This window comes from Pseudomonas retamae (assembly GCF_043496865.1).
Classification (GTDB): Bacteria; Pseudomonadota; Gammaproteobacteria; order Pseudomonadales; family Pseudomonadaceae; genus Aquipseudomonas; species Aquipseudomonas retamae.
The window spans coordinates 20,289-42,819 of sequence record NZ_JBIEIL010000003.1; the positions used below are offsets into that span (position 1 = coordinate 20,289).

Genomic DNA, 22,531 nt, shown 5'->3' on the forward strand with positions numbered 1-22,531 from the left:
AATCGGTCAGGTATGCAAACGCGCCGGCGGGCCGGCCAGGAACAAGTCAGGCGCGCCAACGCCAGCGGGCCAGGGCCTTGATGACTTTCATCCAGAGTTTGCGAGTGACCACCACGATGGCGTTTCCAGAACGGGATTGAGCAGCGTCGGGCAACGTTATCTCAGCGGCTGAACCGAGGCAACCGGGAATTAACTCGCGCAGATTGTCGATCACCAGCGCCGGCGATTCCTCGGCGATCGGCCGGCCATGGTTGTAGCCGTAACTGAGCGCCACACACTTGACCCCCGCCGCTTTCGCCGCCAGCACGTCGCTGCGCGAGTCGCCGACGAACAACGATTGCGAGGCCGGGATATTGGCCATTTTCATCACGAAGAACAGCGCCGCCGGATCGGGCTTCTGCTGCGGCAAGGTATCGCCGCCAATGATCCATTTGAAGTAGCGACCGATCTTCATCTGATCCAGCAGCGGCGCGACGAAGCGCTCCGGCTTGTTGGTGATCAGCGCCATGGCCACGCCTTGTTTGTGCAGCCATTTCAAGGTGTCGCGCACACCGGGGTAGACCACGGTCAGCTCATGGCTGGCGCCGTAGGCCTGCATGAAAATTTCCAGCGCGCGTTCGGCCTCGGCATTATCCACCGCCGAATGTTCGATACCCCCGGCCAGCGCCCGACGCACCAGCACCGGCGCGCCGTTGCCGACCCACTGGCGCACCGCTTCGATGCCCGCAGGCTCGCGACCGAGGGTGAGCAGCATGTTGTCCACCGCCGCTGCCAGGTCGGGAACCGAATCGATCAGCGTGCCATCCAGATCGAACATCACCAGCCGTGGCAGTTTTCCCGGGAACAGCTGCTCGAACCCGCTCATGGGCGGGCCAGCGCCAGTTCGGAGCGCATCTTGTCGATGACTTCCTGATAGTTCGGTGCGTTGAAGATCGCCGAGCCGGCAACGAAGGTGTCGGCGCCAGCGGCGGCGATTTCACGGATGTTGTTGACGTTGACGCCGCCGTCGATTTCCAGACGGATGTCACGCCCCGAGGCATCGATGATCGCCCGCGCTTCGCGCAGTTTGTCGAGGGTGCCGGGAATGAACTTCTGCCCGCCGAACCCTGGGTTGACGCTCATCAGCAGAACCATGTCGACCTTGTCGATCACGTACTTGAGCACGTCCAGCGGGGTCGCCGGGTTGAACACCAGACCGGACTTGCAGCCGCCTTCGCGGATCAGCTGCAGCGAGCGATCGACGTGCAGCGTGGCTTCCGGGTGGAAGGTGATGTAGGTGGCGCCGGCCTCGATGAAGTCGCCAACGATGCGATCCACCGGGCTGACCATCAGGTGTGCGTCGATCGGCGCGGTCACGCCGTACTTGCGCAACGCCGCGCAGACCATCGGGCCGATGGTCAGGTTCGGCACGTAGTGGTTGTCCATGACGTCGAAGTGGACGAAGTCAGCGCCAGCGGCGAGAACGTTGTCCACTTCTTCGCCGAGGCGGGCGAAGTCGGCGGAGAGGATCGACGGAGCAATTACGAAGGGCTGCATGACGCACCTGTGCTGAGCTAAATCACGATGGCGCGCATTGTATACCTCAAGTTTGTGCGCACGCACCGTGACCGCGATGATTGGGTTGTGCCATGACGCCGGTTCGGCAGTGACTCAGTAGGCCGCGCGGTAGATCTTCTCGATGTCCGCGGCGCTGAGCTTGCGCGGGTTGTTGCGCATCAGCCGTTCGATCCCGGCGGCCTCCACGGCCATCGCCGGGATCGCCGCTTCCGGCACGCCGAAACTGCGCAACCCGGCCGGAATTTCCACCGCCGTGCACAAATCGGCCATCGCCTGCACGGCTTTGTCCGCCGCTTCGGCCGCACTCAGATGCGCAGTCTTCAGCCCCATGGCTTCGGCGATATCCTGCATCCGTTCGACGCAGGCCATCTTGTTCCAGGTCATCACATGGGGCAGCAGCAAAGCGTTGCTCACGCCGTGCGCGATGTTGAAGCGCCCGCCCAACGGATACGCCAGCGCATGCACCGCGCCGACCCCGGCATTGCCGAACGCCATGCCCGCCATGAGGCTGGCGGTGGCCATGTCTTCGCGGGCTTGCAGGTTGGCACCGTTGGCATAGGCCTTGGGCAGAGCCTTGGCGATCAGCTTGATGGCGCCGATGGCCAGGGCGTCGGTGATCGGCGAGGCATTCACCGATAAATAGGATTCGATGGCGTGCACCAGCGCATCGACACCGCTGGCGGCGGTAACGCTGCGCGGGCAGGTCAGGGTCATCTGCGGGCTGACCAGCGCCACGTCCGGTAACAGATAGTCGCTGACGATGCCTTTCTTCAGTTGCGCGACCTTGTCGGAAAGAATCGCCACGTTGGTCACCTCGGAACCGGTGCCGGCGGTGGTCGGGATGGCGATCAGCGGCGGGCCTTTGCGCGGCACCTGGTCGACGCCGAACAGATCTTCCAGCGCGCCGTGGTAACCGGCATAGGCGGCAACACTCTTGGCAATGTCGATGGCACTGCCGCCGCCGAGCCCGATCAAGCCGTCATGCCCGCCCTCGCGATAGGCGCGCATGCAGTCTTCGACAATGGCGATTTCCGGGTCGGGCAGTACGCGGTCGAAGAGCTCGTAGTCACGCCCGCCGAGTTGCGCCAGCGCCAGCTCGACGGTGCCGGACTGGACCAGCGCGGCGTCGGTCACGATCAATGGGTTATCGACATCAAGGCGGGTGAGCTCGGCGGCCAGTTGTTCGATGGCTGCGGCACCGGTGATCAGTTTGTGAGCGATTTTGAACTGGGACAGATTCATGGGCGCAGCCTCTTATAAATAGGGGAGCTGGGCACAAGATTAGCTGGGGTTTTGAGGTTGTCTGTTATTCAGGTAGTGAATAATCAAAAGCAAAAGCCCCTCACCCTAGCCCTCCCGAAACGTCGGACCGCCCAAAGGGAGAGGGGACTGACCGAGTTGTTTGGGAGAAGTACACCGACGTGCGATACCGAGTCGAACACAGATTTTGAAGCACACCGAGATCGGCTCCCTTTCCCCCTCGCCCCCTTGGGGAGAGGGCTGGGGTGAGGGGGTAGCTTTTGATCTGGCCGTTAAACCTGGGCGGTACGCAATTTTTCACTACGCCCGCGTAGCCATTCCAGCGTCAGCAGCAAGATCACCGAGAACGCAATCAGCAACGTCGCCGCCGCCGCAATCGTCGGACTGAGGTTCTCGCGAATCCCGCTGAACATCTGCCGCGGCAAGGTCGCCTGCTCGGGACCGGCGAGAAACAGCGTCACCACCACCTCATCAAACGACGTCGCAAAGGCAAACAGCGCCCCGGAAATCACCCCCGGCGCAATCAGCGGCAAGGTCACGCGGCGAAATGCGGTCAGTGGCGAAGCACCGAGGCTCGCGGCGGCGCGCACCAGATTATGATTGAAACCCTGCAAGGTCGCCGACACCGTAATGATCACGAACGGCACACCGAGCACCGCGTGTACAACGATCAGCGAGAAGAAGCTGTTACCCAGCCCGAGCGGTGCGAAGAACAGGTAACTCGCCACGCCGATGATCACCACCGGCACCACCATCGGCGAAATCACCAAGGCCATCACCAGCGACTTGCCAGGGAAATCGCCACGGGTAAGGCCAATCGCCGCCAGCGTACCGAAAATCATCGCCAGCACCGTAGCGGCCGGGGCGACGATGATGCTGTTCTTCAGTGCGCGCATCCATTCCGCCGAGGCGAAGAAGTCGTGGTACCACTGCAATGAAAAGCCTTGCAGCGGATAGACCAGGAAACTGCCGGAGTTGAACGACAGCGGCACGATCACCAGCACCGGCAGGATCAGGAACAGCAGGATCAGGCCGCAGAGAATCCGCAGGCTGTAGAACCACACCCGTTCGATGGGCGACATGTAAGGACTGAGCATTTCAAATTCCCCTTAGCTCAAGCGCAGGCGACTGGCGCCGACCAGCCAGCTGTAGATCAGATAAAGCACCACGGTCGCCAGCAAGAGCAGCCCGCCGAGTGCGGTGGCCATGCCCCAGTTGATGCTGGTGTTGGTGTAGAACGCGACGAAGTAGCTGACCATTTGATCGTTCGGGCTGCCGAGCAGCGCCGGGGTGATGTAGTAGCCGATAGCGAGAATGAACACCAACAGGCAGCCGGCGCCGACACCGGCGTAGGTCTGCGGGAAGTACACCCGCCAGAAACTGGCGAACGGGTGGCAGCCAAGGGAGATCGCTGCGCGCATGTAGGTCGGCGAGATGCCTTTCATCACGCTGTAGATAGGCAGGATCATGAACGGTAGCAGAATGTGCACCATCGAGATGTACACGCCGGTGCGGTTGAACACCAGTTCCAGCGGCTTGTCTATGATGCCCATCGCCAGCAGTGCACTGTTGATCAGGCCGCCCGATTGCAGGAGCACGATCCACGCCGCGACCCGCACCAAAATCGAGGTCCAGAACGGCAGCAGCACCAGAATCATCAGCAGGTTGCTCTGCCGTGAAGGCAGGTTCGCCAGCAGGTAGGCCAATGGATAAGCAAGCAGCAGGCAGATCACCGTGATGACCAGGCCCATCCAGAAAGTGCGGGCGAAGATGTCGAGATAAATCGCCTGGTCCGGGGTTGCCGGGGCCAGTTCGCCGAGGTCGTCGATACGATGGTCGACCGCCGCCAGCAGGTAATAAGGCGTGATGCTGCTGGTGTTGCGTTTGACCGCTTGCCAGTAGGCCGGGTCGCCCCAACGCTCATCGAGGCCTTCGAGGGCTTCTTTGTACGAGGCCGGTTCGCTGGCGAACGGCAGCGCCCGGGCGGTTTTGGTCAGCAGGCTGCGATAGCCGGCCAACTCCATGTTCAAGCGCTTGGACAGATCGCCCAGCGTCTGGTTTTTGCGTGCTTCGGCGAGGTCTTCGCTGGCGGCTTTGTACACCGGTTCGGCGGGCAGGCCGCGGCCGTCCCAGGCAGCGATGGCGGTCACGGTGCGCGGCATGCCGCCGACCACCTCAGGGTTGCCGACGCTTTTGTAGAGCAGCGCCACGATCGGCACCAGAAACACCAGCAACAGAAACAGCACCAGCGGCGCAATCAGCGCTTGCGCCTTCCAGCGGTTGACCCGCTCGGCGCGCTTGAGCTTCTGCTTCAAGGTGGGGCTGGCGCCCTCGTTCAGGGGAACGGCGATGGCCATGACGTACTCCGCAAATCTTTGATCGTTACAGAGGTGGCGAGCCACCTCTGTTGTGTTGGAACACCGCTAACTGTGGGAGCGAGCCTGCTCGCGAAGAGGCCAGCCGATTCAACATGGATGCTGGCTGTACTGGCGCTTTCGCGAGCAGGCTCGCTCCCACATGGGCAGGCAAGCCCACCCCACTGGACCTTGCTTATTTGGCAGCCCAGGAATTGAAGCGCTGCTCCAGTTGCTCGCCGTTGTCCGCCCAGAAGCTGACGTCGATCTGCACCTGGTTGGCGATGTTTTCCGGGGTAGTCGGCATGTCTTTCAGGACGTCCTTGGCCAACAGCGGTACGGCTTGGGTGTTGGCCGGGCCGTAGGCGATGTTTTCCGAGTAGGTCTTCTGCTGCTGCGGCTGCACCGAGTAGGCGATGAATTTCTTCGCCGCTTCGGCACGCTTGGCGTCCAGACCTTTCGGGATGGCCCAGGCGTCGAAGTCGTAGATGCCGCCGTTCCACACCACTTTCAGGTTGGATTCTTTCTGCACCGCAGCGATACGACCGTTGTAGGCCGAGCTCATCACCACGTCACCGGACGCGAGGTACTGCGGCGGTTGTGCACCGGCCTCCCACCACTGAATGCTTGGTTTCAGCTCATCAAGCTTTTTGAAGGCGCGATCCTGACCGCCCTTGCTCGCCAGCTCTTTGTAGACGTCTTTCGGCGCCACACCATCGGCCATCAGAGCGAACTCGAGGGTGTACTTGGCGCCTTTGCGCAGGCCACGCTTGCCCGGGAATTTCTTGGTGTCCCAGAAATCGGCCCAGCTGGTCGGTGCGGTTTTCAGCTTGTCGGCGTTGTACGCCAGTACGGTCGACCAAACGAAGAAGCCCACGCCGCATGGCTGAATCGCGCCTTTGACGTAGTCTTCCGTCTTGCCGAACAACGCCGGGTCGAGTTGCTCGAACATGTCTTCATCGCAACCACGGGAAAGCTCTGGCGATTCCACTTCGACCAAGTCCCACGACACGCTCTTGGTGTCGACCATGGCTTTGACCTTGGCCATTTCGCCGTTGTATTCGCCGGCGATAATCTTGCCATTACCCGCCGCTTCCCACGGTGCATAGAAGGCTTTGACTTGCGCAGCCTTGTTCGCCCCGCCAAACGACACCACGGTCAAATCCGGGCCGGCGGCCATTGCGCCGGTCGCACCCATCAGGCCCAGGGTCAGGGCGGTGAACTTCAGGGATCTCAACATTTATTGTTCTCTCCACGTGCAGGGTTGGTGTTGGTATTGCCGGGGCGCTTAATGCGCCTCTGAAAGAGGATCGAGCGCGCGTACGTGCTCGACCTGCCAGCCAAGCGGCACCACGTCGCCGACGCTGAGCGCTGGATCGAGCTCGGCAATCGGTTGTTTCACGAAGAAGTCGGTCTTGCCGCAGACTTCCAGGCGCACCCGGACGTGGTCGCCCAGATAGATGAATTCCGCCACCCTCCCTGAGAAGCGGTTGACGCATTGATCACTGGAACCGTTGAGACTGACCCGCTCCGGACGGATCGACAGGGTCACCGGCTCGCCGGTCTGGCCGACGTTCACCGCCAACGCCTCGACTTTCTCGCCACGGCCCAGCTCGACTACGCAGCGCTCGCCGCTCTGGCTGAGCAGGCGACCGTTGAGGCGGTTGTTCTCGCCGATGAAGTTGGCGACGAAGGTGTTTTTCGGCTCTTCATAAAGCGTACGTGGCGGGGCGATCTGCTGGATTTCACCCTGATGGAACACGGCGACACGGTCAGACATGGTCAACGCTTCGCCCTGATCATGGGTTACATAGACCACGGTCACGCCGAGGCGCTGGTGCAGGTGTTTGATTTCCATCTGCATGTGTTCGCGCAGTTGTTTGTCGAGCGCGCCCAACGGTTCGTCCATCAGCACCAGTTGCGGCTCGAACACCAACGCGCGAGCCAAGGCCACTCGCTGCTGCTGACCACCGGACAACTGTGCCGGATAGCGCGAAGCGAAGGCATCGAGCTGGACCATGCTGAGGACTTTCTTCACCCGCTCACTGACGTCGCTTTTGTTCAGGCCACGCACGGTCAGCGGGAAGGCGAGGTTTTCCGCGACGGTCATGTGCGGGAACAACGCGTAGTTCTGGAACACCATGCCGATGTCGCGCTTGTGCGGCGGCACGTTATTGATCGAGCGCCCGGCCAGCAGGATTTCGCCGGCGGTTGGCGTTTCAAAACCGGCGAGCATCATCAGGCTGGTGGTCTTGCCGGAACCGGACGGCCCGAGCAGGGTGAGAAATTCGCCTTTGCGAATGTCGAGGTTGAGGTCTTTGACGATCAGGTTCTCGCCGTCGTAGCTCTTCTGCACACCACGAAAGCTGACCAGCACATCACTGGCCCCTGCGTTTGAATCGACCTGGCTCATACCCGCACCTTTGTTGTTGATGACTGCTTGTGGGGTAAGCCTAGTGGCTGCTGACAGCCGCGCAAATCGGGGCGCAGGAGAGAATGGCTTAAGCCGGATGGAAGGTTCGGGGTAGGGATTGCCCTACAAGAATGGCGCTAATGGACAAGGCAGTTGCGAGGGTTGAGCTGCAAGCCGCAAGCAACGGCAAAAGCACTTGTCGCTAATGGATATGCCTACATTCTCAGGCTAAACAGAGAACCCTGTGGGAGCTGGCTTGCCAGCGATAGCGGTGGGTCAGCCGACATAGATGTGACTGACATTACCTCATCGCTGGCAAGCCAGCTCCCACAGGATTTTGTGGTGGGCTCAGAGGAGTTTGTGCTCCATCGCATACTTCACCAGTTCGGCCAGCGAGGTGATGTTGAGCTTCTGCATCAGGCGCGCCTTGTGCGTGCTGATGGTCTTGCTGCTCAGCGCCAGTTGCTGGGCGATATCGTTGACATTGGCGCCCTGAGCCAAGCGCTCGAATACCGAGAACTCGCGCTCGGACAGCAGCGAATGCAGCGGCCGCGCATCGGTCAGGCCGACTTCGAACACCATGCGGTCGGCCAGCTCCGGGTCGATGTAACGTCCGCCCGCGGCAACCTTGCGAATCGCCGTGAGCAGCAGGGCCGGATCACTGTCCTTGGTCGCATAACCGGCCGCGCCGACTTTCAATGCACGGGCGGCCATCTGCGCTTCGTCATGCATCGACAACACCAGAATCGCTGGCGGATTGTTCAACGCGCGGATGCGCGGAATCGCCTCCAGGCCATTGACCCCGGGCATGGAGATGTCCAGCAGCACCACTTCGCACGGCACATGGCGCAGGGTTTCCAGCAATTGCTCACCATTGCTCGCCTCACCGACCACTTGCAGGTCCTTGGCCAGGCCAATCAACTGCTTGATGCCCTCGCGGACGATGGTGTGGTCTTCGGCTACCAGTACACGGATCACATTCTTCCCCTCAGATAACCTGTTTCGCGAGCAGGCTCGCTCCCACCCTGAAATGCATTCCCCTGTGGGAGCGAGCCTGCTCGCGAAGGCGCCGCCACCCACAGAATAAAATCTCAGACTTCACCCACCGGCACCCGCACCACCAGACTGGTGCCCTCCCCCGGCACACTCTCAAGCAGCAGCTGCCCGCCCATGATCAGCACCCGCTCGCGCATGCCGACCAGGCCAAACGAAGTCGGCCGACCGGTAGCTGCGACAAATCCTGCGCCATCATCGCTGACCGTCAGACACAACTCCTCGCCTTCCAGCGCCAGCGTCAGTTCCACCGTGTGCGCCTGGGCATGGCGCATCACGTTGGTCAGTGCTTCCTGCAAAATCCGGAACAGCCCCACCGCTTTGGCATCGCTGAGCGCCGGCAGATTGTCCGGCACCTGCACCAGACACGGAATCTGCGTACGCGCCTCGAACCGCCGCGCCTGCCATTCGATCGCCGAGGCAATCCCGGCATCGAGAATCGGTGGCCGCAGCGCCGTCGCCACATCCCGCACCAGTTGAAACAACTGGGCGATCAGGCGCTTCATGCTGTTGAGTCGCTCATGCAGACCGGGATCGAGTTGCGCATAAGCCAGCTCGCACATCGAGGTTTCCAGTTTCAGCACCGTGAGCATCTGCCCCAGCTCATCATGAACTTCGCGGGCGATTCGCGCCTTCTCTTCTTCGCGCACGCTTTCAAGGTGCGCCGACAATTCACGCAGCTGTTCACGCGAGGCAGCCAGTTCCAGCTCGATGCGCTTGCTCTCGCTGATGTCCCAGACGATGCCGTCCCAGACATACGCGCCGTCCTCCAGTTGCCGGGTGATCGCCTTGATCTCGGCCCAGCGCTGCTCGCCCTGACGCGTGAGGATTCGTCCCTGCCAGGACCAGTCGCTGTCACTGTCGAGCGCCTGATCCTGGGTGCGGTGATAGCTGGCCTTGTCGTCCGGGTGCACCAGACCGCGCAGGCCCATGTCGCGATGGGCGATGACGGCCGGGGCGTAACCGACCAGACTTTCGCTGCCTTCGCTGATGTAGGCGAAATCGATCTGCCCGGTGACTGGCGCCCGCTCCAGACGAAACACCAGCCCTGGCACGTTGGCGGCGATGCCCTGCAGCCGCGCTTCACTTTCCTGCAAGGCCGCCAGGGCGCGACGCCGTTCAGTCACGTCGGTGAGGTAGACCACCAGGTATTCACTGTCGCGAAAACGCAGAAAACTCAGCGACACGTCCGCCGGCAGAACACTGCCGTCAGCGCGCACGCAACTGGTTTCGAAACTCAGCGGCCCCTCTTCACTGGTCCGCGCGCGCTTCCACAGATTGAGCCAGCGATCCATGTGCAGGCCCGGCTCAAAGTCGATCAGCGGGCGTTCGATCAAACCACCGGCGGGATAGCCAAGCATGCTTTCGGCCGCGCGATTGGCGTAGCGCACATGGCTGTCCCAGTTGACCCAGAGGATGCCGACGGTGCTTTGATCGATGGAAAACTGCGTCAGACGCAAGGCCTCTTCACTGGCGGTACGCAGGGCGATGTCTTCACGCGCGGCGAGCAGGCGCTGTTCCAGGCTGTGCTGCTGGCGCCGCTGCCAGAACACGATGGCGGCACAACTGAGCAGCATCACCGCAAACAACAGGCTGAGGTTCTGCCAGAACCCCGGCGATTCCGACAACCGGGGGTATTTAGGTTGCAGCCACTGGTTGTGCAGCTGTTCCAGATCCTTGGCCGGAATCGCGCGTAAAGCACTCTGGACGATGCCGGCCAGTTCCGGCCAATCACGGCGTGAGGCCACTCGCAGCAGTTGCGGCAGACCGATATCGCCGACCACCACCAGCTCGGCGAACTCTGGCTCGACCGACAGGCGCCCCAGTTGGGCTTCATCGACCACGGCGTAGGCGGCTTGCTGGCTCAACAGCAACTGCAACGCCTGACGCTCGAGCGGCACGCCTTGCAGGTTCAGGTGCGGATAGTTGCTGCGCAGGTAATCGGCGGTGGTACTCGGCATGCGAACGGCAACGCGGGTCTGGCTGTCGAGTTTTTCCAGATCGACCACGCCGGCGCCTTTCTGGTCACTGACCACCAGTTGCGGTACGCGCATATAGGGATCTGAAAATTGCCACAGGCGCAACGCGCTCGGCGTTTGGCTCAGGCCGGGGGCAATGTCGATTTCGCCGTCGCGCAAGGCGTTTTCCAATTGTCCGAGGTCTTGAAAGTTGCGCCAGCTCAGCTCGATATTCAACGCCTTGGCCAACAGTTTCATCAGCTCGACATTGGCGCCTGACAATCGCTGCAAACGCCGATCGTACGTCGCGTACGGCGCCTGCAAGACCAGACCGACGCGCAGCTCATTGTGCAGCGCCAGCCATTGCTGTTGGCTCGCCGACAATTGCGCAAGGTGTGCAGGCGCGGCCCAGCCCATCAAGGGAAACCACAAACAGCCGATAACCCACAGGCAGCAAAATCGCTTCATTGAAGTCTCATACACTGACAAATTCTGACCAACCCATTAGGCTGCCGGGAAACTTTCTGGCCTGGAATAACCGATGCCCTTTGTTAATCGCCTGGCAATGCCAGCATTGTGCCTGTCGCTGATCCTGCCTTGTGCGTTTTCCGTCGAAGCCGCCGATCCGGCGCCTGCCGCCACGGCAGAAAAACCCGCCGAAGAGAAACCGGTCGAACGCCAGCCCTTGCTTGAGCGTAGTCAGGAAGAAGCCGCTGCACTGGAACGTCTCTTGCCGGCGCAGGAGCAACAACAACTGCAGGCCGGCAGCGAAACCTTCCTGGCACTGTGGAAACCGGCCAACACGGCCGAACCCAAGGGCGCGGTGATCATCATTCCCGGTGCCGGCGAAACCGCAGACTGGCCCCAGGCAATCGGCCCGTTGCGGCGCAAACTGCCGAACGCGCAATGGAGCAGCCTGAGTATCACCCTGCCCGACCTGCAAAGCGATGCCATCGCACCGCGGGTCATCGAGCCCGCCGCGGCGCCGAAAGCGCCTGAGTCCGGCAGCAAGGATTCAACCACCGCGCAGCCGATCGAACAGGCCGCGGGTGGCGAAGCCGAAGTCGCCGATCAGGTCGTCGCCGAAACCACCGAGGAACAATCCCGGGCTGACGCCGAACGGATCTTCGCGCGCATCGACGCGGCGATTGCCTACGCCGAACAGCAGAGCGCGCGCAGCATCGTCGTGCTCGGCCATGGCACCGGCGCTTACTGGGCGGGGCGCTATCTGAGCGAGAAGCAAACGGCGCAAGTCGAGAAGTTCGTCATGGTTGATGCGCAGGCACCGGCCAAGGCCCTGCCGCCATTGGCCGAGCTAACGCCGACCTTGAAGCTGCCGACCGTAGATATTTTCTACATGGACAAGCCGCTGGATCGCAACGCCGCACTGGAGCGCATGCAGGCGAGCAAACGCCTGAAGACTTCGGCGTTCAGCCAGGTGGCGCTCAAGGCATTGCCGGACAAAAAGGCCGAGGAGGAGCAGCTGCTGCGTCGGGTACGGGGATGGTTGAACCCGCAGAGCGCGGACTGACTGTTAAACCGAGTTGCCCTCATTCGCGAGCAGGCTCGCTCCCACATTGGATCTGCGTTCACAATCCACTGTGGGAGCGAGCCTGCTCGCGAAGGGGCCAGATCAGACCACACACATCTGACGACTAGCGAAAATCTCGCCGCTCGCGAATCAATGTATAGGCGTTATGCAGTTCGCGAGTACGCTCGGTCGCCTCGCGCACCTGCGCCGCTGACGCCCCGCTGCCGGCGATCTTGTCCGGATGATGGCGACTGAGCAGGCGCCGATAAGCGCGCTTGATCTGCGCCGGTTCGCTGCTCGCCGAGACGCCGAGCAACTTCATCGCTTCCTGATAACTCACCGCCGCGCTGACGATCGGCCGCTTGCCCGGCTCGTAATCACTGGCCAGCGCCTGTACCTGCTGCGGCGTCCAGCCCAACCACTTGCCCCACTGCGCCAGCAGCTCACGTTCACTGACACCAGCGCGACCATCAGCCCAGACCATCCGCCAGCAGGCGCGTAACACACCTTCGGTGGCATGCGGCTGCGCGCTCAGACGGCGCAGATAACCGCGCAGATTGTCGCTGCCCGACTTGCCACGGTTGAACGCAGCAATGGCTCGACGCGTGGCCGGCTCGCTCATTTCCAGGGCGCGCATTTCATTGCGCGCCTGCTGGATATGCCCGTCGGTCACTCGACCGTCGCTTTTGGCCAGCCGCCCGAGCAACACGAACAACAGCTCGTCGTTGCGCAACATCGGCCGACCGCCGAGTCTTTCCCGCAAATGCCCCCAGCTCTGCAGATTCAGGCGCCGGTCCAGCGCCTGCCCCAACAACGCTCCAAGCATGGCCCCCGGAATGCTGGCAATTGCAAAACCCGCTCCGGCTCCAATCAGAGTCCCTGGCCACAACATGTCAGCGACTCGCTTTTATCAAGGTTTCAGCTTCGGCCAGACGCTCGTGTGTGCCGACATCCACCCAGTGCCCTTTCAAACGCTCGCCGCTGACCTCGCCGGCCGCCATGGCTTTGCGCAGCAGCGGCGCGAGTTTGAAGGCGCCATCGCTGCAGCCGTCGAACAATTGCGGATGGAGCACGGCGATGCCGCTGTAAGTCAGGGTCTGTGCATTCGGCTGGCCGTCCAGCACCTTGCCGTCGTCCAGAGAGAAATCGCCGTTGGGGTGATGCGCCGGATTGTCGGCCAGTACCAGATGCGCCAGTCCGGTGATCGGTTGATGCAGGACGCTGAAGTCGTAATCGGTCCAGATATCACCGTTGACCACCAGAAACGCATCGTCACCGAGCAGCGGCAGCGCACGAAAAATCCCGCCGCCGGTTTCCAGTGGCTCACCTTCCGGTGAGTACTGGATGCTCAGGCCGAACTGCGAGCCATCCCCCAAATGGTCTTCGATCTGCTGACCGAGCCAAGCGTGGTTGATCACGATCTCGTTGAAGCCAGCCGCCGCGAGGGCGCGCAGGTGATATTCGATCAACGGCACGCCGCCGGCACGCACCAGTGGTTTAGGGGTGGTCAGGGTCAGCGGGCGCATGCGCTCGCCTTTGCCTGCCGCCAGAATCATTGCCTTCATGCCGTCGCTCCAGCACGCAAGCTGCTGAACAGCGCTTGCAGTTCCGCCAGTTCGGGACGACGGGCAATCACCGCTTCTATATAAGAGAAGAAGCGCGGTACGTCTGCCAGATAACGTGGCTTGCCATCGCGGTGGCAGATGCGCGCGAAAATACCGATGACTTTCAGATGACGCTGCACGCCCATAAGGTCGCTGGCGCGCAGGAAATCGTCAAAATCGGCCTGCACCGGAATATTCAGCGCCAGCGCTTGCTGCCAGTATTTTTTCAACCATCCGTGCACGCGTTCTTCAGGCCAACTGAGGAAGGCGTCCTTGAACAGGCAAGTGACGTCATAGGTCACCGGGCCGTAGACCGCATCCTGGAAATCCAGCACGCCAGGGTTGGGCTCGCTGAGCATAAGGTTGCGCGGCATGTAGTCGCGGTGTACCAGCACTTTCGGCTGGGCCAGGGCACTGTCGATCAGCAGATCGCTGATGTGCTGCCATTGCTGTTGTTGAGCCGCATCGAACTCGACACCGAGTTCGCGCTTCACATACCACTCGGGGAACAGTTCCAGCTCACGGCGCAGCAAGGCAACGTCGTAGCTCGGCAGTGGCGCAACCATCGGCAATTGCTGAAAAGCCAGCAAGGCTTGCAACGCATCATCGAACAAGGCGTCGGCATTTTCGCCATCGATCACGTCGAGATAGGTCTGGTTGCCCAGGTCATTGAGCAAAAGAAAACCGCGTTCGAGGTCTTCGGCATAAATTTTCGGCACGTTGATTGCGGATTTCGCCAGCAAAAAGGCGATATCCACGAACGGTTTGCAGTTTTCCTGCGGCGGCGGCGCGTCCATCACGACGAAGCTGCGACCCTCACCTTCCCAGCGGAAGTAACGGCGAAAACTCGCGTCGCTGCTGGCCGCGGTCAACGTGGCCGGGGGCACGGAGCCCCAGCCCTGTTGTGCAAACAGATTCGCCAACTGCTCATCGAGCCAAACTTTCAGGTGTTGCAAGCGTACATCTTGGTCAGGCATTGCAAGGGTCTCCGACGGCGCTAGCCGTCAAGCGGGTCATGCTTTATTATCCAGCATCTTTTTCAGACCATCGAGAGGCGTGCGGCCCACACCGCGGGCAGATGGCACGCAGGAAGCCCGGACTAATAAGATGGCATTGAAATCCCCCGCGTTTCGTAAAAAATTTCCGTTGTTGGTAACCGGCAGTCTGCTGGCTATGCAACCTCTGGCCAGTCAATTCGTTGTTGCCGCCGAGCAGTATGACTGCTCCGTCTCGGCTACGGGTGGTTGGGACTGTGCGCCCAAATCACCGGCCGCTGCGTTGCCGCCGCGCCCGGTGCATGACGGCAGTGCCGTCAGCGCCACCGGCGAGGCGCCGAGCGAGAACGGTTCGACGGCCGACACCGGCCCGAAAACCGCACTCGTCACCGAAGCCAAGGGCCGCGGTCTGAAATCCCGTAGCGAAGACTACAGTCACCTCGACTGGGTCCCGCGCGAGAAGCTCACCGCCGCCCAACTGGCCGAGACGGGGCCTTATTGCTCCGGCGCCTACATCGAGCCGACTCGTCCTGGCATGAACGACAAGACGAACAAAAGCGATGCTCCGACCTTTATCGGCGCAAAAGCCTCGCGCTATAACACCGATGATCAAGTCGGTACGCTGGCCGGTGATGTCGTCCTGCGTCAGGGCAGCATGCAGGTCGAGTCCGACGAGGCCAGCCTGTATCAGGCCGAGAGCCGCGCCGAACTCAATGGCGACGTACGCATTCGCGACAACGGCGCGCTGATCGTCGGCGACCACGCCGATGTGCAGCTCGACACCGGCGAAGCCAAGGTCGACAACGCCGAATACGTGATGCACAAATCACGCATCCGCGGTAACGCGCTGTACGCCAAGCGTGCCGAGAACGCGATCATCCGCTTGAAGGACGGCACGTACACCACGTGCGAACCGAACAGCAACGCGTGGCAGCTCAAGGGCAACAACATCACCCTGAACCCGGCCACCGGTTTCGGTACTGCGACCAACGTGACATTGCGCGTCAAGGACATACCGATCCTGTACACGCCGTACATCTACTTCCCGATCGATGACCGTCGTCAGTCGGGCTTCCTGCCGCCGACCATCGGCAGCGGCAGCGATACCGGCTTCATGCTGGTCACGCCGTACTACTTCAACCTGGCGCCGAACTACGACGCCACGTTGTACCCGCGCTACATGAGCAAGCGCGGCATGCTGGTCGAAGGCGAATTCCGCTATCTGACCAAGTCGAGCGAAGGTCAGTTCGGTGCGGCTTACCTCAATGACGAGGATGACGATCGCAAAGCTCAGACTGACTACGATAAGACTCGCTACATGTACAACTGGCAGCACAAGGGCGGTCTCGACTCCCGCGTGCTCACCGAAGTTGACTACACCAAGATCAGCGATCCGTATTACTTCCAGGATCTGCAGACCGACCAGATCGGTGTGAAAAGCTCTGACTACGTGAATCAGCAGGGCGCAGTCACCTACCGTGGTGACAGCTATACCGCACGCCTGAATGCTCAGCAGTACCAGCTGGCGACCGTTTCCAACATTACGCCTTATGGTCGTTTGCCGCAGATCACCTTCAACGGTCAACTGCCCTACCACCCTGAAGGCTTGAACTTCGATTACGAGACCGAGCTGGTTCGTTTCGATCGTGATCTTTTGACGGGTAACTACGTGGATAAAGATGGCGGGCCGATCAACGCTAACGGCACTGTAGGCACTCCGCGTCTGGACAACAACATTACCGGCCTCGCCCGCGCCAACGGCGACCGTCTGAATCTGAAGCCGGGTGTCAGCCTGCCGATGAACTGGACGTATGGCTTCCTCAAGCCATCGCTGAAGTATCAGTACACTCAGTACCAGCTTGATCTGGACAACACCGGCAAATCGCAGATCGATGCGCTGACCGCCGAGCAGAAAAAGCTCAACGGCGAATTCGACAGCAACCAGAACCGCGGCGTACCAATCGCCAGCATCGATGGTGGCCTGTACTTCGACCGCAACACTTCGTACTTTGGCAAGAACTACCGTCAGACCCTGGAACCGCGATTGTTCTACCTCTATGTACCTGAGGTGGACCAGGAAGACATTCCGGTCTTCGACACCAGCGAAACCACGTTCAGCTATTCCTCACTGTTCCGCGACAACCGCTTTACCGGTGCTGATCGTGTGGGCGACGAGAACAAATTGTCGCTGGGCGTGACCAGCCGCTGGATCGAAGACAACGGTTTCGAGCGCCAGCGCATCAGTGTTGGTCAGGCGTTGTACTTCAAGGATCGTGAAGTCCAATTGCCGGGTATCGATGCGAAAACCCGTGACGATGCCAAGTCAAACGTTTCGCCATACGCTCTGGAATATGAATACCGCTGGAACCGCGATTGGCGCGCCACGGCTGATTACAACTGGGACCCGGACAGCCGCAGCCCTCGCTCCGGCAGTGCGATGTTCCACTACCAGCCAGCCGACAATCCGAACAAGGTCATCAACGCCGGCTATCGCTATCGCAATGACCAGGTTCGTTACGATCAGAACACCGGCAAATGGTCGGTGGGCGGCGGTGATTACGGCACGCCGGGCACCCCTGGCTACGTGAAGGACTACTACAAGATCCAGCAGCATGATTTCTCGGTCATCTGGCCGATCGTTCCGCAGTGGAACGCGATCAGCCGCTGGCAGTACGACTACAACCGCAACCGCACGCTGGAAGCCTTCGGCGGTTTCGAGTACGACAACTGCTGCTGGAAACTGCGCCTGATCAACCGTTACTGGGTTTCCTATGACGAGTTCAGCCAGGAAGCTCCGCAAAACGAAAAAGGCGACCATGGCGTCTTCCTCCAAATTGTTCTGAAGGGACTCGGCGGCCTCACCGGCGCCAAGGTAGAGAGCTTCCTCGACAAAGGCATTCAAGGTTATCGTGAACGTGAAGACCAAGCTTTCTGATTGTCTGCGCCCGCTGATGCTGGGCGCGCTGTTCCTGGGTACGGCGGCCAACGCCGCCGTGCAGTCCATCGACAAAGTGGTAGCGATCGTCGACAACGACGTGGTCATGCAGAGCCAACTGGACCAGCGTGTTCACGAAGTGCAGCAGACCATTGCCAAGCGTGGCGGCGGCTTGCCGCCTCCGGGCGTGCTGGACCAACAGGTGCTCGAGCGCCTGATCGTCGAAAACCTGCAGTTGCAGATCGGTGAACGTTCCGGCATCCGCATCACCGATGAAGAACTGAACCAGGCGGTCGGTACCATTGCCCAGCGCAATAACATGAGCATTGACCAGTTCCGTGCGGCTCTGGCGCGCGACGGCCTGTCCTATGACGACGCCCGCGACCAGATCCGCCGCGAGATGATCATCAGCCGCGTGCGTCAGCGTCGTGTGGCAGAACGCATTCAGGTCTCCGAGCAGGAAGTGAAGAACTTCCTCGCCTCCGACCTGGGCAAGATGCAACTGTCTGAAGAACTGCACTTGGCCAACATCCTGATTCCGACCCCGGAAAGCGCCAACTCCGAAGCCATTCAGAGCGCCGCGCGTCAGGCCATGGAGGTTTACCAGCAGCTCAAGCAAGGCGCCGACTTCGGTCAGATGGCCGTGGCCAAATCCGGTAGCGACAACGCACTGGAAGGCGGCGACATGGGCTGGCGTAAAGCCGCACAACTGCCACCGCCGTTCGACCGTGAGCTGAGCAGCATGGCCGTTGGCGACATCACTCAACCTGCACGCACGCCGGGCGGTTTCATCATCCTGAAACTGTTGGGCAAACGTGGCGGCGAAGCGCAGATGCGCGACGAAGTGCATGTTCGTCACATTCTGGTCAAACCGAGCCCGATTCGCGACGAAGCCAAGACCGAGGCGCTGGTGAAGTCGCTGTATGAGCGCATCACCGCCGGGGAAGATTTCGCCACCCTGGCGAAAAATTACTCCGAAGACCCGGGTTCGGCGCTCAACGGCGGCGATCTCAACTGGATCGATCCGAACGTACTGGTTCCGGAATTCCGCGAAGTGATGGCCAAGACCCCGCAAGGTCAACTGTCCAAGCCATTCCAGACCCAATACGGCTGGCATGTTCTGGAAGTCCTCGGCCGTCGCGCCACCGACAGCACTGAACAGGCCCGTGAGCAGCAAGCCATGACCGTCCTGCGTAACCGCAAATACGACGAAGAGCTGCAAACCTGGCTGCGTCAGATCCGTGACGAAGCGTACGTAGAGATCAAACTTCCTGGTGCAGACCAGGCAGCGCAGTGAAACCCCAGCGTTTCGCGCTGACACCCGGCGAACCAGCCGGCATCGGTCCCGACCTGTGCCTGCTGCTCGCCTCGCAAGCCCAGCCACACCCCCTGATCGCCATCACCAGCCGCGACCTGCTCTTTGAGCGGGCCGCGCAGTTGGGGCTGGCTGTCGATCTGCTGGATGTTGGCCCTGATAACTGGCCGGACGCTCCGGCGCCCGCCGACAGCCTGTATGTCTGGGATACGCCACTGAGCGCCCCCGTGGTCGCCGGGCAACTGGACAAGGCCAACGCGGCGTTCGTCCTCGAAACCCTGACCCGCGCCGGCAACGGCTGCCTGAACGGCGACTTCGCCGGGATGATTACCGCACCCGTGCACAAGGGCGTGATCAACGAGTCAGGCATTGCGTTCTCCGGGCACACCGAATTTCTCGCTGACCTGACTCACACCGCGCAAGTGGTGATGATGCTCGCCACACGCGGTTTGCGCGTGGCACTGGTCACCACTCACCTGCCCCTGCGCGAGATTGCCGACGCGATCACACCGGAGCGGCTGGAGCAGGTTACGCGCATCCTGCATGCCGACCTGCAAAACAAATTCGGCATCGCCCAGCCACGGATTCTGGTGTGCGGACTCAACCCGCACGCCGGCGAAGGTGGTCATCTGGGCCGTGAAGAAATCGACATCATCGAACCGACATTGGAACGCCTGCGCGGCGAGGGCATGGACCTCCGTGGCCCGCTGCCTGCCGACACTCTGTTTACCCCCAAATATCTGGAGCACTGCGACGCAGTGCTGGCGATGTACCACGACCAGGGCCTGCCCGTGCTGAAGTACAAAGGCTTCGGCGCAGCCGTCAACGTGACGCTGGGCCTACCCATCATCCGCACATCGGTCGACCACGGCACCGCGCTTGATCTGGCCGGCAGCGGCAAGATCGACACCGGCAGCCTGCAAGTCGCCCTGGAAACCGCCTACCAGATGGCCGAGACCCGTTTATGAACGAGCAATACCAACACAAGGCGCGCAAACGCTTTGGCCAGAATTTCCTGCACGATGCCGGCGTTATCGACCGCATCCTGCGCTCCATCCATGCCAAGACTGACGACCGTCTGCTGGAAATCGGCCCGGGCCAGGGCGCACTGACCGCCGGTCTGCTGTCCTCCGGCGCGCAGCTCGATGTCGTGGAACTGGACAAGGATCTGATCCCGATCCTCAACCAGCAGTTTGCCGGCAAGAGCAACTTCAACCTGCATCAGGGCGATGCGCTGAAGTTCGATTTCAACACGCTCAACGCCGCTCCGAACAGCCTGCGCGTAGTCGGCAACCTGCCGTACAACATCTCGACGCCGCTGATTTTTCACCTGCTGAACAACGCCGGCATCATTCGCGACATGCACTTCATGCTGCAGAAAGAAGTAGTCGAGCGTCTGGCCGCAGGCCCTGGCGGTGGTGACTGGGGTCGTCTGTCGATCATGGTTCAGTACCACTGCCGCGTCGAACACCTGTTCAATGTCGGCCCGGGCGCGTTCAACCCGCCGCCGAAAGTCGATTCGGCGATCGTTCGTCTGGTGCCGCACGCCGTGCTGCCGCACCCGGCCAAGGACCACAAGTTGCTGGAGCGTGTTGTACGCGAAGCGTTCAATCAGCGCCGCAAAACCTTGCGCAATACCCTCAAGCAACTGCTCAGCAATGCCGAAATCGAAGCCGCCGGCGTCGACGGCAGCCTGCGCCCCGAGCAACTGGACCTGGCCGCATTCGTGCGCCTGGCCGACCAGCTCGCCATACAAGTCCCGGCCGCCCCTGCCGCCGACTGACCGGCGATGAACGCTATCGGGTAGCACACCACTCTGGTTTACTGCCCGATACTTGCCTAGACTGAATCCCCATCAGCTACGCCCCGCGTTCCGCTTCGTTAAGGCCTTTTTGCATGTCCGATTCCCGTTATAAGGTTGATGTCAGCGTTGTCACCCGCTACCTGATACAACAATCGCAACCCGAAAATGACCGCTTCGCTTTCGCCTACACCATCACTGTGCAGAACAACGGTCAGATTCCCGCCAGGCTTATGTCCCGGCACTGGGTGATCACTGACGGTGACGGCCATGTCGAAGAAGTCCGCGGTGAAGGCGTTGTCGGCGAGCAGCCACTGATCGCCGCTGGCGAGAGCCACAAATATACGAGCGGCACGGTAATGACCACCAAAGTCGGCACCATGCAGGGCTCCTATGAAATGGTCGCCGACGACGGCAAGCATTTCGACGCGATCATCAAACCGTTCCGCCTTGCCGTGCCCGGAGCCCTGCACTGATGACGACGTACGCCGTCGGCGACCTGCAGGGCTGCCTCGAACCGCTCAAATGCCTGCTCAAGCAAGTGGCGTTCGATCCACAGCTTGACCGTCTATGGCTGGTAGGTGATCTGGTCAATCGTGGCCCGCAATCGCTGGAAACCCTGCGCTTTCTCTATGGCATGCGCGAGTCACTGGTCTGCGTACTGGGCAATCACGATCTGCACCTGCTCGCTGCCGCGAAAAACATCGAGCGTCTGAAAAAGTCCGACACCTTGCGTGAAATCATCGAAGCGCCGGACTGTGCCGAACTGCTCGAATGGGTACGCCAGCAAAAACTCATGCACTATGACGAGCAACGCGATGTCGCCATGGTTCACGCCGGTATTCCACCGCAATGGTCGCTGCGCCGCGCCCTGAAGTGCGCCGCCGAAGTCGAGACGGCATTGCGTGATGACAACATGTTGCCGGCGTTTCTCGACGGCATGTACGGCAACGATCCGGCGAAATGGGACAGCGATCTCAAAGGCGTCGAGCGTTTGCGCGTCATCACCAACTATTTCACGCGCATGCGTTTCTGCACCGCCGAAGGCAAGCTCGATCTCAAGAGCAAGGAAGGTCTCGATGCCGCGCCGCCAGGCTATAAACCGTGGTTTCAGCACAAGGAACGCAAGACCCGCGGCCTGCGCATCATCTTCGGCCATTGGGCGGCGCTGGAGGGCAACATCCACGAACCGGGTATCTCGGCGCTGGACACCGGTTGTGTCTGGGGTGGCAGCCTGACCCTGATGAACGTCGACAGCGGTGAACGCCTGTCGTGCAAATGCGATGAACGCGGCGGACTCGCTCCGTCAGTCGCACCGCTTGATCCCGAAACTTCGCCAGTCAACGCGCCGCGTTAGACTGCGTTATCAGTTGAGCAACAGGAACACTGTCATGACCGAGTTCAAACGCATCCCCCCGGAACAGGCCCAGGCCCTTCGTGAACAAGGCGCCGTCGTGGTCGACGTGCGTGACCCGGCGACTTTTGCCGCCCTGCACATCAGCGGTTCGAAGCATCTGGACAATCATTCGCTGCACGCTTTCATTCAGGGCGCCGACCTCGATGCACCGACCGTTGTGGTCTGCTACCACGGCAATTCCAGTCAGGGCGCTGCGGCCTACCTGATCAGCCAAGGCTTTTCCGAGGTCTACAGCATGGACGGTGGCTTTGAGCTGTGGCGTACGACCTATCCTTCGGAAACTGCGCAAGGCAGCGCCGAATAATTTTTTTGTCACGCGCAGCCCCCGGCTTCCGCGG

General features: G+C 61.1%; 20 protein-coding genes. 8 read left to right on the plus strand and 12 right to left on the minus strand.

The genetic code is table 11. The annotated features are described in order from the left end of the window. Positions 1-46: 46 nt before the first annotated feature. The 9 genes from ACGSLL_RS05260 to ACGSLL_RS05300 form a co-directional block, all read right to left on the minus strand. Positions 47-865 (minus strand): phosphoglycolate phosphatase, encoded by an 819-nt coding sequence (locus ACGSLL_RS05260; RefSeq protein ID WP_394503856.1) that lies wholly within the window; start codon positions 863-865, stop codon positions 47-49. After that, entirely contained in the window at positions 862-1,536 is a 675-nt protein-coding gene (gene rpe / locus ACGSLL_RS05265) for a ribulose-phosphate 3-epimerase (protein ID WP_007918813.1), read from the minus strand. The genes ACGSLL_RS05260 and rpe overlap by 4 nt, the downstream gene beginning before the upstream one ends. A 114-nt stretch (positions 1,537-1,650) precedes the next feature. Further along, positions 1,651-2,799: an iron-containing alcohol dehydrogenase gene (locus ACGSLL_RS05270; RefSeq protein ID WP_394503859.1), complete on the minus strand. Its 1,149-nt coding sequence runs from the start codon at positions 2,797-2,799 to the stop codon at positions 1,651-1,653. 290 nt (positions 2,800-3,089) lie between these two features. Then, positions 3,090-3,914 (minus strand): ABC transporter permease, encoded by an 825-nt coding sequence (locus ACGSLL_RS05275; protein WP_093097808.1) that lies wholly within the window; start codon positions 3,912-3,914, stop codon positions 3,090-3,092. Between the two features lie 12 nt (positions 3,915-3,926). Next, positions 3,927-5,174 carry an ABC transporter permease gene (locus ACGSLL_RS05280; RefSeq protein ID WP_203419715.1) on the minus strand — a complete coding sequence of 416 codons (1,248 nt, stop codon included), beginning with the start codon at positions 5,172-5,174 and terminating at the stop codon, positions 3,927-3,929. A 193-nt stretch (positions 5,175-5,367) separates the two neighbouring features. Then, positions 5,368-6,411 carry an ABC transporter substrate-binding protein gene (locus tag ACGSLL_RS05285; RefSeq protein ID WP_336356735.1) on the minus strand — a complete coding sequence of 348 codons (1,044 nt, stop codon included), beginning with the start codon at positions 6,409-6,411 and terminating at the stop codon, positions 5,368-5,370. Between the two features lie 48 nt (positions 6,412-6,459). Then, positions 6,460-7,584, minus strand: coding sequence for an ABC transporter ATP-binding protein (locus ACGSLL_RS05290; protein ID WP_208939542.1), 1,125 nt, complete (start codon positions 7,582-7,584; stop codon positions 6,460-6,462). A gap of 348 nt (positions 7,585-7,932) precedes the next feature. Next, entirely contained in the window at positions 7,933-8,562 is a 630-nt protein-coding gene (locus ACGSLL_RS05295; protein WP_090286829.1) for a response regulator, read from the minus strand. A gap of 113 nt (positions 8,563-8,675) precedes the next feature. Beyond that, entirely contained in the window at positions 8,676-11,063 is a 2,388-nt protein-coding gene (locus tag ACGSLL_RS05300) for a PAS domain-containing sensor histidine kinase (RefSeq protein ID WP_394503864.1), read from the minus strand. Positions 11,064-11,136: 73 nt separating this feature from the next. Between ACGSLL_RS05300 and ACGSLL_RS05305 the strand changes: the two genes are divergently transcribed. Beyond that, positions 11,137-12,126, plus strand: a complete 990-nt coding sequence (locus ACGSLL_RS05305; RefSeq protein WP_394503866.1) for an alpha/beta hydrolase family protein — start codon at positions 11,137-11,139, stop codon at positions 12,124-12,126. A 124-nt stretch (positions 12,127-12,250) separates the two neighbouring features. Here ACGSLL_RS05305 and ACGSLL_RS05310 read toward each other — a convergent pair whose 3' ends face one another. From ACGSLL_RS05310 to ACGSLL_RS05320, 3 genes are read right to left on the minus strand one after another with little or no spacing between them, the layout of a single operon-like run. Further along, complete coding sequence (locus ACGSLL_RS05310) at positions 12,251-13,018, minus strand: TerB family tellurite resistance protein (RefSeq protein ID WP_394503868.1); 768 nt, start codon at positions 13,016-13,018, stop codon at positions 12,251-12,253. A gap of 1 nt (position 13,019) precedes the next feature. Beyond that, positions 13,020-13,691: an N-acetylmuramate alpha-1-phosphate uridylyltransferase MurU gene (gene murU, locus ACGSLL_RS05315; RefSeq protein WP_394503870.1), complete on the minus strand. Its 672-nt coding sequence runs from the start codon at positions 13,689-13,691 to the stop codon at positions 13,020-13,022. Next, the gene (locus ACGSLL_RS05320; protein WP_394503872.1) at positions 13,688-14,707 is read right to left on the minus strand and encodes an aminoglycoside phosphotransferase family protein; all 1,020 of its coding nucleotides are present in this window, start codon (positions 14,705-14,707) and stop codon (positions 13,688-13,690) included. Before ACGSLL_RS05320 ends, murU begins: the two co-directional genes overlap by 4 nt. Positions 14,708-14,837: 130 nt before the next feature. On the opposite strand from ACGSLL_RS05320, the gene ACGSLL_RS05325 reads away from it, so the two are divergent. The 7 genes from ACGSLL_RS05325 (at position 14,838) to glpE (ending at position 22,497) form a co-directional block, all read left to right on the plus strand. Next, on the plus strand, positions 14,838-17,660 hold the full coding sequence (locus tag ACGSLL_RS05325; RefSeq protein ID WP_394503874.1) for an LPS-assembly protein LptD: 2,823 nt from the start codon (positions 14,838-14,840) through the stop codon (positions 17,658-17,660). Beyond that, positions 17,635-18,957: a peptidylprolyl isomerase SurA gene (surA, locus tag ACGSLL_RS05330; protein ID WP_208939535.1), complete on the plus strand. Its 1,323-nt coding sequence runs from the start codon at positions 17,635-17,637 to the stop codon at positions 18,955-18,957. Before ACGSLL_RS05325 ends, surA begins: the two co-directional genes overlap by 26 nt. Beyond that, entirely contained in the window at positions 18,954-19,943 is a 990-nt protein-coding gene (gene pdxA / locus ACGSLL_RS05335; RefSeq protein WP_394503877.1) for a 4-hydroxythreonine-4-phosphate dehydrogenase PdxA, read from the plus strand. Before surA ends, pdxA begins: the two co-directional genes overlap by 4 nt. Continuing rightward, complete coding sequence (gene rsmA / locus ACGSLL_RS05340; RefSeq protein WP_394503879.1) at positions 19,940-20,758, plus strand: 16S rRNA (adenine(1518)-N(6)/adenine(1519)-N(6))-dimethyltransferase RsmA; 819 nt, start codon at positions 19,940-19,942, stop codon at positions 20,756-20,758. The genes pdxA and rsmA overlap by 4 nt, the downstream gene beginning before the upstream one ends. Positions 20,759-20,871: 113 nt before the next feature. After that, positions 20,872-21,252 carry a Co2+/Mg2+ efflux protein ApaG gene (apaG, locus tag ACGSLL_RS05345; RefSeq protein WP_394503881.1) on the plus strand — a complete coding sequence of 127 codons (381 nt, stop codon included), beginning with the start codon at positions 20,872-20,874 and terminating at the stop codon, positions 21,250-21,252. After that, positions 21,252-22,133: a symmetrical bis(5'-nucleosyl)-tetraphosphatase gene (locus ACGSLL_RS05350; RefSeq protein WP_394503883.1), complete on the plus strand. Its 882-nt coding sequence runs from the start codon at positions 21,252-21,254 to the stop codon at positions 22,131-22,133. The genes apaG and ACGSLL_RS05350 overlap by 1 nt, the downstream gene beginning before the upstream one ends. 34 nt (positions 22,134-22,167) lie before the next feature. Next, the gene (gene glpE / locus ACGSLL_RS05355) at positions 22,168-22,497 is read left to right on the plus strand and encodes a thiosulfate sulfurtransferase GlpE (RefSeq protein WP_394503885.1); all 330 of its coding nucleotides are present in this window, start codon (positions 22,168-22,170) and stop codon (positions 22,495-22,497) included. The last annotated feature ends 34 nt before the right edge of the window (positions 22,498-22,531 follow it).